Here is a 15,055-nt window from a genome sequence, read left to right as displayed (position 1 = left end):
AAACGCATGGCCTACATTTTAGACAGTGCGTTTACCACATGCTTAATCCCATTGCCACGAGATTCACTTAGATAGCGGGACAGCTGGCAGGCGATTAGATATGCACTGAAATCAAAGTCTCGCCGCGCGTCTTCAGGCAATTGGTTTGCTTTCTCTAGTAAAACAGCCAAGACCCCTCGGACTATCTTACTGGGTGAATACGCCATGATGACAGGCTCGCTGCCATCATCGACACGTGCCAACCATACCGCGCTCTCACAACCATCTATATGATTAACCTCGGTACGATATGCTTCGGGCATCACCGATAGATGCTTACCCGCGAGCATAAGCGTTCGGGTAAAGTCATCCCAGCCTCGCGCATTACAAAGCGCGAGAGCAAGTGGGAGGAATTCGTCGTTATTCATTAAACACCGCCGCTAAGGATAACGTAGTGCATACAAACACTATTCGCCTTTAAATTCAGCAGCCAAATCGTTGGCTGTCATAACAAGGTTTTCAGCGTCACTTTTTGTGGGGAACATCACAAGCTCTACGCCGTTAGTTTCAAGCCCTGGTAACCAAGTAGCAGTGAATTCATCAAGTGGGATGCTAACGCATGTGCCGGTTATGCCATTTTCATCGACAAAACGTAACGCGAGATCGTGATGAGGAAACAACGGAAGTCTAACCGAGTCGTTATCCTCTAGCATGATAAAGCCCTCGGCGCCTTGGACAACCCAAATTTCGTTGGCTTTTTCAGCATAGCTGATAACAAGCTCTTGCCTTTCTTCTGCTGATAGGCCAAGCGCTTGGTTAATAATGGCGTCATTTAGTTTTTCTGTTACAGTGCTGGGGAACACAATTTTACCCTCAAAAAATTTTTTTGCAGTATACCCGTTGTCGTGCGCCTCACCAACCGTTCACAACGGTAATCGTTTGGTATTTTGCTATTCCTTGCTATTATTGCCACACACAGCCCAAGATTCTTGTGGATACATTAAATGGAAGACTATGCATAACCTTTTTGTTGCTTTAAAGGCTGATACCCACCACAAACATAGTGAACTTGAATCGACCTCTCCGTTCGTCATGTTCAACGATATGACGCATGTAGACACTGCTGCTTATGCAAACGTGATTAGCGTAATGGCACAATTCCATACTGCATGTTTCGATTATTTGTCGACTGCAGTACAGTCAACTTCGTCGCTCGTTAACTTACTTACACTGATTAACGAACCAAGCATAAATCGTGCGCTCAACAACGATTTAGCCGCGCTCAGTGTATCAACGTTAGCATCCGAGGATATCAAATCGGTAACGTTACCTCAGTTTAATTCCCAGCAAAGCGCCATTATAGCAGGCATATACGTGTGGCTAGGGTCGTCTATGGGGGCGAATATTATTGTTAGGCGCATAAGCCAGCAGCGTGTTGCTCTTCCAGTAGACTATTACACCTCGATGTCACAATGTGCGAGAAACTGGACGGTATTCAAGCAGCAAGCCTCGTCGCTGCTTACCCATGAGCATAGCGCCGTTACTCGCATAGTAGATGACGCAAATCGATGGTTTGACTATCTTATCAGGTTAGGAAAAGCGCAGGCATCAGTGCACTGCAACGATGCCTCTAGTGCGCCTAAACCGGCTACGCTATAACCACCTTTACGATAGTAGTAGGCATCTCACACGGCGCGAACTATTTATACTTGGGTAGTGTCTGCGCTGTGACGAATTTGATATTATCTTAACCATAATTTTTAAACAGACGCTAACATGAAAGTAATCTCTTTTAATATAAACGGCATTCGCGCCCGTTTGCATCAGCTTCAAGCACTTATCGACGCACATAACCCTGACATTATCGGTCTTCAGGAAATAAAAGTGCATAATGAACAGTTTCCAGTTGAAGCCGTCGAGGCGATGGGTTACCACGTCTATTATCACGGCCAAAAAAGCCATTATGGTGTTGCATTCCTCGCTAAAAAAGAACCCACGGCCATAACGTATGGCTTCCCTACCGACGACGATGACGCCCAACGTCGGATGATTATTTTGAAAACCACAAATGATAAGGGTGATCCAGTTACCGTACTAAACGGGTATTTTCCTCAAGGTGAAAATGAAAAACATGAGACCAAATATCCAGCGAAGCGAAAGTTCTATCAAGATTTAATGACCTATCTTGATACATACCATACCGAGGATGAAAACATCATCGTAATGGGTGATGTCAATATCTCTCAAACTGATTTAGACATCGGCATTGGTGAAGAAAACAAAAAACGTTGGTTAAGAACCGGTAAATGCAGTTTCTTACCTGAAGAGAGGACATGGCTCAACACACTCTTGGCATGGGGATTTACTGATAGCTACCGGGCATTAAACCCTACGGTAGATGATAGGTACTCGTGGTTTGACTATCGCTCTAAGGGATTTAACGACAACAGAGGGTTACGTATCGATTTGATCCTTGCCACGCCGTCACTTCACGAACAACTTAAAGACGCTGGGATTGATTACGAATTGAGAGGCATTGAAAAACCGTCTGATCATGCACCTATCTGGGCAACTTACTAAGGTAATTTAGGAGGCGTTTTGACTCAGCTACAAGGGGTTAGTTTGATTTTGTTTGCGTTGGTCGTCGTGGGTGTTTTACGCGCGCTCGACCTACGGGCATTAGTGAAAGACAAACATCAACAACATCTTGTATTCGGGAGCGCGGCGGCGTTGTTTGGGCTTTGGTTATTTCGAGCGGGTATATTTGACGGGCTCGATGTTCATATACTCGGGCTCACCATCATAACGTTAATGTTAGGGTTTCGGTATGCACTGATCACTGCGACCATAACGTTGGCGGGCGCCACGTTCGCCGGCTACACAACGTGGGATATGTTTGGTATTAATGGGCTTCTCGCCATCACCCTTCCCATTCTTGTCACCTACTTGGTTTACATGGTGTCATTTCACCACATGCCCCGACATTTATTTGTATACCTCTTTGTGTGTGCATTTTTCACCGGTGCTGTTGCTATCGCGCTAAAAACACTCGCTTTAGGCGCCTATTATTATATTGAGGGCACGTACAGCTGGAATATTATCGTTGATAATTACTTATTGCTTATCCCCCTGATGGTATTCCCAGAAGCGTTTTTAAGCGGCATGATTGTTACGGTATTGGTGATTTACCAACCTACATGGATGTACACCTTTCACGATAAGTTTTATTTAGATAAATAGCGCCACTTTAGGGCTAAACGTTAATAACATAGCGTGAAACGCACACGTTCATCGTCGTATTTACTCTATTTCAATCGCAAAAAAAACCGTGATAAACACGGTTTTTTTTACAACAAGTAGGTTACTTATCAAATAAAATGTCGATGACGTCAGCAAGCTCTCCCTTGCCCGCTCTAATCTCTTCCTCTGAAAGCCCTGCAATTTCATGCGGAAATACTAGCCATTCATCACTTTCGTTACAGTAATAATCAGGCGTTATTTGTGTTTTGTTATTTTGCGGCTTATACCAAGGACATGCGATACGAATATCTTTTGGCATATTTAAGCGCATCAACTTATTAATTTGATTAATTAATGCTTCAACACTTCGCCCAGAGTCGAACACATCATCAACAATAAGCAGCTTGTCACCGGCATTCGCATTCTCTACAAGATAATGTAAGCCATGAACACGAATTTCTTTAGACTGCTGATTTATGCCGTAATAAGAAGAGGTACGAACCGCAATATGGTCGGTTGGCATATTTTTAAATTCGAAAAATTCTTGTACAGCGATACCGATTGGAGCGCCACCACGCCAAATACCGATTATAAAGTCTGGACGAAAGCCATCTTCATATACTTTTGCTGCCAAGCGAAAGGAATCCTGTAATAGCGATTGTGAAGTAATAAAATTCTTGTTCATGACGTCTCACTGGCCAATGTATAAAAGACCGGGAGTATAGTGAATTTCCTACACTTTTGCACGGCAATTTGCTTGTTTCACTCGTTTTGCAACGCCATTGAAGGCTGTATTCGCATTGCACGCATTGCAGGGTAGATGCTTGCAAGCACACACAACAAAAGTGACAACAGCGCCACTAACATTATTTGCAACAAATCAATTTCGATAGGTAGGCCTCGACCATCTGCAGACAGTGAAATAGGCGCATTAAAAAACGCGAGCATATCATTAAGGAAATACGCCACAAAAAGACCAGTAACGAGGCCAATTAGTGCCCCTTTCAATCCGTTAAATAGTCCATTCAGCACAAATATCCACATTATTGCAGCAGGCACCATACCTTGCGTCTGAAGTACTGCGATATCGCCCTGCTTTTCTGATACCACCATCACTAATGCAGAAACGATGTTGAACGCCGCTACCGCAATAATGAGGAGCAGCATAAGAAACATCATGTTCTTCTCCATTTTTACAGCATCGAATAACGGCCCTTGCCGCTCTCGCCATGTATTGGTCGATGCCCCACTCTCATTTAACACTGACAACGTATCTTGATAATTAAATGCATCTGATAGAAAAAGACGGCGAGATTCGCCACTGCCCTTGGGGTCTCGAAGTAAACGATTCACATCATAGCGGTTGAGATAGACAACCTTATCGTCAACTTGTGAGCCCATGTCAAAAATACCCGCCACAGTAATCAGGCGCTGGCTGGGCATACGCCCAAACGGCGTATAAACGCTCGCCCCCGTAACCATCAACCTTAATTTGTCGCCCATACGTGCTTCAAGTTGGACCGCGAGTGCTCGGCCGATAACGGCGTTAAAACTTCCCTCAGTTAGATGAGTAAACGCACCTTGTTCTAATCGGTTCGCCACCATGGTGTGTTCGCTCATAACGTTTGGACTAACGCCATGCACCTGTACGCCGCGAAGCTCCTTTTTGGATTGAACGACACCTTCAGCCTCACGGTAGCGCATATCTGCTTCGACCCCTGGAAGCACGGTGGTGTCGGCAGTCCAGTCCGGTTCGTTGATGATAATGTGCGGGACAATGCCCAAAATTCGTTGCTTGAGTTGCCCTTCAAATCCGTTCATGACAGAAATCACAATGATTAATGACATGAGCCCCAACGCAATACCTGCGACCGAAAAGCGATTTATAAAAGAAACAAAGCTGTTTTGCCCGGCCAATGTCGCACGACCGGCTTTGGCATAACGAAAAGCGATAAAAGCAGAAAGAGGAAAAGCCATGACACCATCTGTTACCGCACGCATTCTCAATTGATAGGTGTCGTGACATGTATAAACATCAACAACATTCCATAATAGAGTGGTGACGGAGTAAACCCAAAATAGTAAAGTGCGTATACTACGTGTAAGCTACTGGCCGCACAAGATTAAGTGGCGGGAGAATAATGTGGAAAATTTAAGCTTAGAACAAAAAAAAGCGCAGTTTGATGAATACTTTTCCATTAATCACAGTATTAATGTAAACGCTAAGATTCTTCCCGCGAGTGCCAGCATTCCTGATGAGTCATCGATTGAGGATGTAATGCCCTACGCGTTTAAAATTGCCAGCGAAATGGCAACGATTGAAGCGCAGGCACTTCGGCCATTGCGGCATTTGAGCGATCATGCTGAATCATTGGCTGATTACTTGAATCATCAGGCGCGTAAAATTGATTTAATGATGTCGTTTATCTTGCACCAGCAAGACGAAGCTGATTTTCGTTTTCAAACCGTTACATTCGGCGGCGGCGGTATTGTTATATCAAGCGATTCAGAGATGAACATTGGCGACAAAGCCGAGCTTAAATTGTTTCTTGACCAAGAAGCCGCAGCCATCTTTTGTTTCGGTGAAGTCATAAGCTGCGAAAAAAAGGATGCCGCCTTCGAGGTCGCGTTTATCTTCAGCTCGATAAGAGAGCAAGACCAAGAGCTACTGGTGCGCGCTAGTTTACATATTCAAACTCAGCAGTTACGAAAACGTGCTAAAGATAAAAAGTCGGGTGCGTAAGCCAATAACATTAATGCGTAAAATAAAACGATAACGTTACAGGAAATCATGACAGCGACCTTATTATCATTGCCCTTACCGGCAAAAAAGAAAGACGCCTCATCACAAGATCACAAACAGTGGGGACAATTGCAAGGCAGCAGCGCGGCCTTATGCATTAGTCAGGCCCAGGCGCAGTATGATGGCCCAATTGTTTTGATTACGGCCGATACGCCATCCGCAATGAAGCTAGAAAAAGAATTAGCCTTTTTCATGCCATCTAGCAATGTGCCTATTACGCTCTTTCCTGACTGGGAAACCTTGCCCTATGATACGTTCTCAGTGCATCAGGACATCATTTCGCAACGATTAGAAACCCTTTATCGTTTTACACAGCAACAAAACGGTATTTTTATTGTACCTGTTAATACGTTGATGCAACGTCTCGCGCCTACCGATTACTTGGCGAAGTATCTTCTGATGCTGAATAAAGGCGATACACTAGACAGAGATCAGTTTAGACGAAATCTTGAACAAGCCGGTTATTTGCATGTCAGCCAGGTGATGAGTCACAGCGAGTTTTCTGTTCGCGGTAGTATCATCGACCTTTTCCCAATGGGCAGTGATAAGCCTTTCAGAATCGATTTGTTTGACGATGAAATTGATTCAATACGGTTTTTTGATACCGAGACACAACGCTCTGGTGAAGCAGTTGATAAAATAAGACTGCTGCCTGCTAGAGAATTTCCCACCGATAAAGCGGCGTTAAATCTGTTTCGACAACAGTTTTTGGAACATTTTGACGCCAATAATGCGTCAGAGTCGGTGTTTGCACAAATTAGTAAAGGCACAATGCCAAGTGGTGTTGAGTATTATCTGCCCTTATTTTTCGAAGAAACCGCAACACTGTTCGACTATATGCATCCTCAAAGTATGTTATTACTGCACGGTAATGTACAAGATGCCAGCGAGTTCTTTTGGGCTGACGTACAAGAACGGTACGAACAACACCGCTACAACCCAGCGCGCCCATTACTTGCGCCTAACACGCTTTTTCTGCCTATTAATGAGTTGTTTCAATCTATTAAGCAATGGCCCCGTGCCTCACTTCAAGCGCAGCCTTTAGAAGAAAAGGTAGGTGCGGTAAATCTTCAATGTGAAAAACTTGAAAATATTGCGAGTAACGCCCAGAAAAAAGTACCTGCAGCCCAACTTATTACTGCGGTAAACGACGCCCTTGAGCGTGGCGCTAAGGTATTGTTTTGTGCCGAAACACAGGGCCGGCGTGAGAGTTTACTCGCCGTACTTGGCAAGGCCGGCATTAAGCCCTCACCGGTTGACACATTTAATGACTTTTTAGCAAGTCATGAATCGGTCGGCATTACGGTAGGCATGGTCGAGCATAGTTTCAGGTGGACAACCAATGAAGGTGAGCTGCTATTTATTACTGAGACGGAGCTTCTCGGTCACAAAGTTAGCCAGCGTCGCTTGCGAGACAAGCGCACAGCCACCGACGAAAGCGCCATCATACGCAACTTGGCTGAGCTTTCTATCGGTCAGCCTGTCGTTCACCTTGACCACGGTGTTGGGCGTTACCTTGGCCTTCAGACCTTAGATGCTGGCGGTGTGGCAACAGAATACTTGTGTATTGAGTACGCCAAGCAGTCGAAACTTTATGTCCCCGTTGCATCACTGCATTTAATCTCTCGATACACGGGAGGCGATGCTGAAAGCGCGCCGGTAAATGCGTTAGGGTCCGATGCATGGTCAAGAGCAAAGCAAAAAGCAGCGGAGAAAGTACGCGACGTGGCGGCCGAATTACTGGATGTGTACGCGCGCCGAGCAGCCAAACCGGGCTTTGCTTATCCTATAAACTGGGAAGACTACCAAGCATTTGCTGACAGCTTTCCGTTTGAAGAAACCCCTGACCAGGCGCAAGCCATTGCAGCCGTGATGCACGACATGGGAAGCCCTCAGGCAATGGACAGGCTTGTTTGTGGTGACGTAGGCTTCGGCAAAACTGAAGTGGCAATGCGCGCTGCGTTTCTTGCTGCTAATCAGGGTAAGCAAGTTGCTATCTTAGTCCCCACTACCCTTCTTGCTCAGCAGCATTATGAAAACTTCAAAGACCGATTCGCCTCGTGGGCTTTTGAGATAGAAGTGATGAGTCGATTTGTCAGCGGCAAAACCCAAAAAGACACCATCGAAAGGATTGGTGAGGGCAAGGTAGACATTGTCGTTGGCACCCATAAGTTGCTGTCTAGCGACATTAAATACAAAGACCTCGGCTTGGTCATTATTGACGAAGAACACCGCTTCGGTGTGCGTCAAAAAGAAAAGTTAAAATCGTTACGGGCGGATGTCGATATTCTTACGCTTACCGCTACGCCGATTCCCAGAACCTTAAATATGGCGCTGTCGGGTATGCGCGACTTGTCTATCATCGCCACCGCACCTGCGCGCCGATTGTCTATAAAAACGTTTGTGCAACAGCGCAACAAAGCCGTAATTCGCGAAGCCATAATGCGTGAAATATTGCGCGGTGGCCAAGTCTACTTCCTGCACAACCAAGTAGACAGCATTGCCCGAACAGCAGAAGAAATTGCTGAAATTGTTCCCGAGGCACGCATTGCTGTTGGTCATGGTCAGATGCGTGAGCGAGAGCTTGAAGCCGTTATGAGTGATTTTTATCACCAACGCTATAATGTGCTCGTATGTACGACCATTATTGAAACCGGCATTGATGTACCAAGTGCAAACACCATCATCATGGACAGAGCAGACCATCTAGGTTTGGCTCAATTGCATCAATTACGTGGTCGTGTTGGCCGTTCACACCACCAAGCTTACGCGTACTTGCTTACCCCTCATCCCAAACGAATGACCAAAGATGCTGGCAAACGCCTAGACGCTATTGCCCAATTAGAAGATCTAGGTGCAGGTTTCGCACTTGCGACCCACGATTTAGAAATTAGGGGCGCAGGTGAACTGCTCGGCGATGACCAATCGGGCCAAATTGCCAGCATTGGCTTTAGCTTGTACATGGATATGCTCGACCGCGCGGTGAATGCATTAAAAGAAGGACGAGAGCCCTCATTAGAAGATGCTACATCAGGCCATACCGAAATAGAGCTTCGCATACCTGCCTTGCTACCTGACGATTACATCGCCGATGTAAACATGCGCTTATCGCTATACAAACGCTTAGCCAGTTGCAAATCGCAAGACGATATTGACGAGTTCCAAGTAGAATGTATAGACCGGTTTGGGTTATTGCCAGATCCGGCGAAAAACCTCATTCAGATTGCTGAGTTAAAATTAAAAGCACACGCCATTGGCATTCTAAAAGTAGACTTGTCGGCACAAGGCGGTACCATAGAGTTTACACAGACAACACGTGTCGACCCCGGCTACATCATTAAACTGGTGCAAACGCAACCGCAGCTGTTTAAATTCGAAGGTAGTCAGAAGTTACGTATTGTTAAACAAACTGATAGCGCAAAAGAAAGAATGGCATTTATCAGTGATATCATTGCCGATTTTGCAAAGGAGTCGCGATAACATGAGGTTGGTTCGCTGGTGTTCACTGTTAACACTGCTATTTACGCTCCCCATTCAGGCAGATGACGCATGGTGGTTTGATGTTGAAGTAATTGCGTTTAAACGCAATATTGCGCTATCTGAACTTGAAGAGCGCTTTGACCTCTCTAGTGACTTACTCACTCCACATGCCGACGTCGATGTAATTGGTGCCATTATTAGCCCAGAGATAAGCTGGCTTAAACAAGGCCTATCGGTATGCAATGCCGACGAGGTTAAACACAGCCTCAAGCTGTGGCCCAATGAGACCTTATTTGATATCCCGCCATATGATGTAGACTTCCTTTCTCTTTCGTTGTCGCAAACTGAAGATACCGTGAGTTTACAAGCTGAAGGTGTATACGGTGGCTCTGCCAACGACGCCACAAGCCGAGAAAGCGCCCCTCTCCCTGCACCCGTCGCCACAGTCAATCAAAACGACACTTTGGCTTTACAGAATGACGACGCCGGAATAGCGCCAGCAGTTATCGGCCCCGATGCGAATGCCATTGCCGATCATTGGTTACATTTTTTTGGCGTAAGTCATATGGACATGCCCGAAGCGCCGACGTTTTCATATTGTGAAGATACGAAACCGTGGATGACGGTAGCAAACAATACTATTGTTACCAATCATGTTGATAATAATCTGCCTTCACCTCAATCGCTGCCTATCACTATAGAAGGGCATGATTGGCCGCTAGCAAGCCATGCACATTTGTTGTCCAGCGAGCAGCAAACACTCGCTTCACTGTCTAAACAAATAAGGCAAAATCGTGCCCTAGAGCGCTTGACCCATGTAACGTGGCGACAACCTGTTTTTTTCGGTAAAGATAATGCTTTCACTGTAAGGCTTTTCGCCGGTAAAAACTATTCGCAGCGTTTTGATAGTGACGGAAGCGAACGACAATTGATGCCGAATAATGCGACATTTGACACTGCGCCGTATGACAATGATCAATCAGCCATCACAGCAATCGAACCCGATATCTTTGACAATATTGCGTTGGCGTCTTCATCTGATATCAATATAACATTACAAGAAGTGATGTGGTTGGAAAGAAACCAAAATGAAGCGCGCGATGCCGTTAATGCGGGAGATACCGCCATGCTCCCCCCTATTTGGGAGCTCGATGGTACAGTTAAGGTTTTTTTGAAATATATTAATCGCGTGCCCTATCTACACATCGACAACAATGTTTTCTTTAGGCTGCCGGTTGTTAACGAGCCTAGCGATAATCAACGTGACGGCATGCCATTAAGTGAGCCGTTTCAGGATGATGCCGATATCGACGCGGTTACCGAGGGCATGCAACCAGCACAAACAACACAAGCACGCATCGAACGCGAGCTTGTTTCTATCCCATTCAAAGAACAAAGACGAGTAATCAGTAAACAGCTGCACTATTTCGATCACCCGCTGTTTGGCATGATCATCGTTATCAACCGCTACCAACGCCCGGTCGCTGACACTGAAGAGCCATCATTATGAAAATTTACACACGTGCTGGCGATAAAGGCAGCACACAAATTTATGCAAAAGAGATGATACGTGTTGAGAAAGACGACATGGTCGTTAACAGTTATGGTGACATTGACGAACTGAATAGCCACATAGGCCTGCTTGCCGCTATGGTTGACGTTGAGCACCAACAAGGGTTACATCATATTCAACGCAATTTGTTTCAAGCTGGCTTTGCTATTTCAGCAAGCTCGACGCTTACGCAAGGTAATATCGACAAGTTAGAAGAGGACATCGATACGCTTACCGCTAAAATGCCACCTCAAACACAATTCATATTACCTGGCGGCTCAACAGCGGCCGCCCAAGGGCATGTGTGCAGAGCAGTGTGTCGCCGTGCCGAACGCGCTGTCATTACGCTGTCTAAGCAACATGATGTGCCAAGCGTTGTACCCGCCTATCTTAACCGCTTATCTGATTATCTATTTACCTTTGCGCGTTATTTAAATGTACAAGCGGGGATAGCAGAGACTACGGTGTAGGGGTTAATAAACAGCGAGTTGTTTAATGCCTGGGCACCGTGAATCTTCATCGTTTGTCGAGTGCTCGTATTACCTGCTGTTGCGAGGCCAAATACGCTTCTTTCTTAATCGAGAGGGTTCGCTTAGCCAATGGCATTAGTGCTTGCGCCGAATTCGTTTTAACATCAGACACCTCATCGTGTGATAGCCCATCGAGGATAGCCTCAGCGCCTTTCTCATTATTGCACGCTAACACCATATCACAGCCGGCAGACAGTGCTGCTCGGGCTCTGTCGACATAGTTACCGGCAACACTCGCCCCGTGCATCGATAAATCATCTGAAAACACGGCGCCACTGAACCCAAGCTGCTTTTTTAATACCGAACGTAACCAGTGATGTGAAAAACCAGCTGGCTTATCGCAAACAGACGAATAGATAACGTGTGCAGGCATAATGCCGTCAAGTTTATTGTCGCCAATTAGCGATTTAAACACCGCCATATCAACGCGTGCTATGTCTTCTAAACACCGTTCATCAACAGGAAGCGCTATATGAGAGTCAGCGGTAACGCTACCATGCCCAGGAAAATGTTTTCCAATGGCAGGCATGTTGCCCTCGTGTAAACCATCAATCAGCGCATTAGCAAGAGGAATGACCTCATCACTGTGACACCCAAATGCCCTATCGCCAATAACCTGTGAAACATTATTGATATCAAGGACAGGCGCAAAGCTAAAGTCGATATCCATCATTTTTAGCTCGTAGGCCATTACCACGCCGCATGCTTTTGAGAGCGATAAGGCATCTGCTTTACTGTCACTTAATGCGGTTAACTCGCCCATTGCTGGGAGGTGTGTAAACCCATCTCTAAAACGTTGTACGCGTCCGCCTTCATGATCAACAGCGATGAGTAATGGTGAATGCGCATGCTTTCGAACATCGGCAATCAATGCACGCAGTTGTGCTTTATCGTGAAAGTTACGCGTAAATAAAATGACACCGCCAACGGTTGGATGTGCTAATTTTTCTTTTTCTTCAGGCAACAATAATTCGGCCTGAAAATCTAACATCAATGGTCCCACCAGATACTCCTTGCTATAACGTCTTGTGTTGAACGCTACCGAGAAGTGCATAACCGGTAAGTCGAACTTTATTAAACAACGCTTCAAATTTAGCTCTTGTGCCGATAGGATAGAGAAAAACGCGGAGTAATACACGTGATTAATTGGATAAAATGGTCTGTAGTGAGTGTTGTTGGTGTAGCAGTTTTAACGATAGGTTCCGTTTACTTTTCGCTGTGGTTAAGCTTGCCAATGCTCGATGGAAATAGCACAACCAAGAACGTTGATGCGCATACGCAACTGTCCCGCGACGCTATGGGTCATGCGGTGGTCAATGCAGCAACAAAACTTGATGCCGCCTACGCATTAGGATTTGCACATGGCCAAGACCGTTTATTTCAAATGGATTTGCTTCGCCGTTCGGCCTCAGGGGCATTGTCTGAATGGGTTGGTGATATCGCATTAACGCGTGATAAAAGCATTCGATTCCATCAATTTTCAACACGCGCTAAGCAAGTATTTGAAGCGCTGCCTTTGTCGCAAAAGCAACTTTTAATCCGATACTCACATGGCGTTAATGCCGCTATTGACGAGTACAACATATTACCTTTTGAATATCTCGTGACAGGTGTTTCACTAAATCGTTGGAAGCCTACCGACAGTATTTTAGTGGCATATAGTATGTACCTTGATTTACAGGGTAGTCAGCTAAATTTAGACTTGGCCCGTACCCTCTTGAAGGAAAAATACGGTGACGCAATTTACGATTTTGTCACTCAACCTAGCAATTACCAAGCTGCGTTAGATGGCAGCATAATCGAATCTCAAATCAAGGATATCCCCGACTACCCTTCATTCCCACAGCAGCAAGCCGTCGTTGCCTATAACGCCACCGAACTACCTGATATAGGAAGCAATAATTGGGCAGTGAGTGGGAATTTAACACCCACTGGGCATGGCATGCTGGCTAACGACATGCACCTTGGGCTTCGTGTACCGAACATATGGTATCGCGCCCAGCTTAACTATAAAGAAAATAATGAAGCGGTATCAATGACTGGCGTTTCACTGCCCGGGCTACCCAGCATCGTTGTTGGAACAAATGATCACGTAGCGTGGGGGTTTACCAACGCAAATTTAGACAACGTTGATTGGATTTCGTTACCCGAAAGCGCATCAACCACGATAGAAGAAGAACAAATTCTTTCATCAAATGGTACCTCTCACACCTACCCGATTGTTAAAAGTGATTATGGCCCGGTGAGAGAAATAAACGGTAAAAAGTATGCTCTGAATTGGGTCGCTCATCACCCTTTTGCGGTTAATCTTTCTATCGTAAACATGGGAACCGCTAAATCCGTGGAAGACGGTATAGCGGTAGGGAGAACTATCGCCATTCCGATACAAAACATGGTGATGGTCGATAAAGAAGGGAGTATTGCGTGGTTGCCAGCAGGCGCAGTTATGCATCGTGATGTAGCGTCAAACATCGTACTCAGCGAACGGCAATTTGCTGCTCAAGATGTAAAACGTGCCGAAAATTTACCGCTCGTAATCAATCCAGACAACGATAGAATATGGACAGCGAACTCTCGGGTTATTGCGGCAAAAGATCTCGCCAAATTGGGTAATGGAGGTTATGCACTTGGTGCCAGAGGCCTTCAAATTAAATCGCGCCTTTTTGAGAAGAAACAGTTCACTGAGAAAGACTTTTACGCCATCCAACTAGACAACAACGCACAATTTCTCACGCCATGGCATACCTTACTCACCGGGTTACTAGCAACACAACCCATTGAATTTAAACCTGACATCTCATACTTAAATACATGGGGCGCTTGTGCGTGTGAGGCCTCAGTCGGCTATACCCTAGTGAAAGCATTTAGACGTCATGTCATTCAACACCTTTTCGGACAAATCTTATCTGACATTGAAAATGACGGTGTTGACAGCAGAGGGCTTCTAAGGGGTATTGAACCTGCGGTATGGCAGCTTATTCATACGCAGCCTACATCATGGCTGCAGGGGCAGCACTCAAGCTTTGACGCGTTACTCGTCGACGCCTACCGAAGTGCTAAGAATGAATTGCTTGACCGCTTTTCTCCTGAAGACGGAGATTTAACCGAATTGGCATGGGGCAAGGTTAATGCGCTTACCGTAGAACACCCTTTCTCTAGTCAAATACCCCTTGTTGGCGACGCGCTTAATATGCAAGCGGTGGGAGGCTTCGGTGATACTTATATGCCTGCGGTTCAAGCGCCTAAATTTGGTGCGTCGCAGCGATTTTTTGTGAGGCCTGGTAAATTAGATGAGGCTGTTCTTACCCTACCTAGCGGTCAATCGGGCCATCCCCTTTCTGACTATTTTAGTAAAGGGTTTGAAGATTATGCTACCCATGGCGCGACACCGTTATTGCCCGATGCAATAGCACATACCCGACAATGGTATCCAAAGTCAAAACCAGTAAGATAATGGCAAATACGGTAAAG

General features: G+C 45.7%; 13 protein-coding genes. 8 read left to right on the top strand and 5 right to left on the bottom strand.

The window, feature by feature from the left end; translation table 11 throughout:
* Window positions 1-11: 11 nt before the first annotated feature.
* Window positions 12-407 carry a SufE family protein gene (locus tag ACOJRU_RS07300; RefSeq protein WP_421134358.1) on the bottom strand — a complete coding sequence of 132 codons (396 nt, stop codon included), beginning with the start codon at window positions 405-407 and terminating at the stop codon, window positions 12-14.
* A gap of 39 nt (window positions 408-446) precedes the next feature.
* The gene (locus tag ACOJRU_RS07295; RefSeq protein ID WP_421134357.1) at window positions 447-842 is read right to left on the bottom strand and encodes a DUF2750 domain-containing protein; all 396 of its coding nucleotides are present in this window, start codon (window positions 840-842) and stop codon (window positions 447-449) included.
* Between the two features lie 151 nt (window positions 843-993).
* Between ACOJRU_RS07295 and ACOJRU_RS07290 the strand changes: the two genes are divergently transcribed.
* From ACOJRU_RS07290 to ACOJRU_RS07280, 3 genes are all read left to right on the top strand, one after another.
* Complete coding sequence (locus ACOJRU_RS07290) at window positions 994-1,638, top strand: biliverdin-producing heme oxygenase (protein ID WP_421134356.1); 645 nt, start codon at window positions 994-996, stop codon at window positions 1,636-1,638.
* A gap of 117 nt (window positions 1,639-1,755) precedes the next feature.
* Window positions 1,756-2,559 carry an exodeoxyribonuclease III gene (xthA, locus tag ACOJRU_RS07285; protein WP_421134355.1) on the top strand — a complete coding sequence of 268 codons (804 nt, stop codon included), beginning with the start codon at window positions 1,756-1,758 and terminating at the stop codon, window positions 2,557-2,559.
* 57 nt (window positions 2,560-2,616) lie between these two features.
* Window positions 2,617-3,219: an energy-coupling factor ABC transporter permease gene (locus tag ACOJRU_RS07280; protein WP_421134739.1), complete on the top strand. Its 603-nt coding sequence runs from the start codon at window positions 2,617-2,619 to the stop codon at window positions 3,217-3,219.
* Window positions 3,220-3,340: 121 nt separating this feature from the next.
* Here the strand turns inward: ACOJRU_RS07280 and ACOJRU_RS07275 are convergent, their stop codons facing one another.
* The gene (locus ACOJRU_RS07275; protein ID WP_421134354.1) at window positions 3,341-3,904 is read right to left on the bottom strand and encodes a phosphoribosyltransferase; all 564 of its coding nucleotides are present in this window, start codon (window positions 3,902-3,904) and stop codon (window positions 3,341-3,343) included.
* Window positions 3,905-3,981: 77 nt separating this feature from the next.
* The gene (locus ACOJRU_RS07270; protein ID WP_421134353.1) at window positions 3,982-5,196 is read right to left on the bottom strand and encodes a lipoprotein-releasing ABC transporter permease subunit; all 1,215 of its coding nucleotides are present in this window, start codon (window positions 5,194-5,196) and stop codon (window positions 3,982-3,984) included.
* Window positions 5,197-5,362: 166 nt separating this feature from the next.
* On the opposite strand from ACOJRU_RS07270, the gene ACOJRU_RS07265 reads away from it, so the two are divergent.
* The 4 genes from ACOJRU_RS07265 to ACOJRU_RS07250 are packed head-to-tail and all read left to right on the top strand — an operon-like array spanning window position 5,363 to window position 11,524.
* Window positions 5,363-5,962: a PilZ domain-containing protein gene (locus tag ACOJRU_RS07265; RefSeq protein ID WP_421134352.1), complete on the top strand. Its 600-nt coding sequence runs from the start codon at window positions 5,363-5,365 to the stop codon at window positions 5,960-5,962.
* A 48-nt stretch (window positions 5,963-6,010) separates the two neighbouring features.
* Window positions 6,011-9,502 carry a transcription-repair coupling factor gene (gene mfd / locus ACOJRU_RS07260; RefSeq protein WP_421134351.1) on the top strand — a complete coding sequence of 1,164 codons (3,492 nt, stop codon included), beginning with the start codon at window positions 6,011-6,013 and terminating at the stop codon, window positions 9,500-9,502.
* Window position 9,503: 1 nt separating this feature from the next.
* Window positions 9,504-11,012, top strand: coding sequence for a CsiV family protein (locus tag ACOJRU_RS07255; protein ID WP_421134350.1), 1,509 nt, complete (start codon window positions 9,504-9,506; stop codon window positions 11,010-11,012).
* Window positions 11,009-11,524 (top strand): cob(I)yrinic acid a,c-diamide adenosyltransferase, encoded by a 516-nt coding sequence (locus ACOJRU_RS07250; protein ID WP_421134349.1) that lies wholly within the window; start codon window positions 11,009-11,011, stop codon window positions 11,522-11,524. The genes ACOJRU_RS07255 and ACOJRU_RS07250 overlap by 4 nt, the downstream gene beginning before the upstream one ends.
* Window positions 11,525-11,570: 46 nt before the next feature.
* Here ACOJRU_RS07250 and nagZ read toward each other — a convergent pair whose 3' ends face one another.
* Window positions 11,571-12,587, bottom strand: a complete 1,017-nt coding sequence (gene nagZ / locus ACOJRU_RS07245) for a beta-N-acetylhexosaminidase (RefSeq protein WP_421134348.1) — start codon at window positions 12,585-12,587, stop codon at window positions 11,571-11,573.
* 135 nt (window positions 12,588-12,722) lie between these two features.
* Between nagZ and ACOJRU_RS07240 the strand changes: the two genes are divergently transcribed.
* Entirely contained in the window at window positions 12,723-15,038 is a 2,316-nt protein-coding gene (locus tag ACOJRU_RS07240; RefSeq protein ID WP_421134347.1) for a penicillin acylase family protein, read from the top strand.
* Window positions 15,039-15,055: the final 17 nt, after the last annotated feature.

This window comes from Alteromonas algae, from assembly GCF_049117195.1.
GTDB lineage: Bacteria > Pseudomonadota > Gammaproteobacteria > Enterobacterales > Alteromonadaceae > Alteromonas.
This window is presented reverse-complemented; position numbering and strand designations above follow the sequence as displayed.

Excerpts from the sequence above, each read along its gene's own strand:
- ACOJRU_RS07300 (WP_421134358.1), bottom strand. The coding sequence starts at position 407 with ATGAATAACGACGAATTCCTCCCACTTGCTCTCGCGCTTTGTAATGCG.
- ACOJRU_RS07290 (WP_421134356.1), top strand. The coding sequence starts at position 994 with ATGCATAACCTTTTTGTTGCTTTAAAGGCTGATACCCACCACAAACAT.
- xthA (WP_421134355.1), top strand. The coding sequence starts at position 1,756 with ATGAAAGTAATCTCTTTTAATATAAACGGCATTCGCGCCCGTTTGCAT.
- ACOJRU_RS07275 (WP_421134354.1), bottom strand. The coding sequence starts at position 3,904 with ATGAACAAGAATTTTATTACTTCACAATCGCTATTACAGGATTCCTTT.
- ACOJRU_RS07270 (WP_421134353.1), bottom strand. The coding sequence starts at position 5,196 with ATGGCTTTTCCTCTTTCTGCTTTTATCGCTTTTCGTTATGCCAAAGCC.
- mfd (WP_421134351.1), top strand. The coding sequence starts at position 6,011 with ATGACAGCGACCTTATTATCATTGCCCTTACCGGCAAAAAAGAAAGAC.
- ACOJRU_RS07255 (WP_421134350.1), top strand. The coding sequence starts at position 9,504 with ATGAGGTTGGTTCGCTGGTGTTCACTGTTAACACTGCTATTTACGCTC.
- ACOJRU_RS07250 (WP_421134349.1), top strand. The coding sequence starts at position 11,009 with ATGAAAATTTACACACGTGCTGGCGATAAAGGCAGCACACAAATTTAT.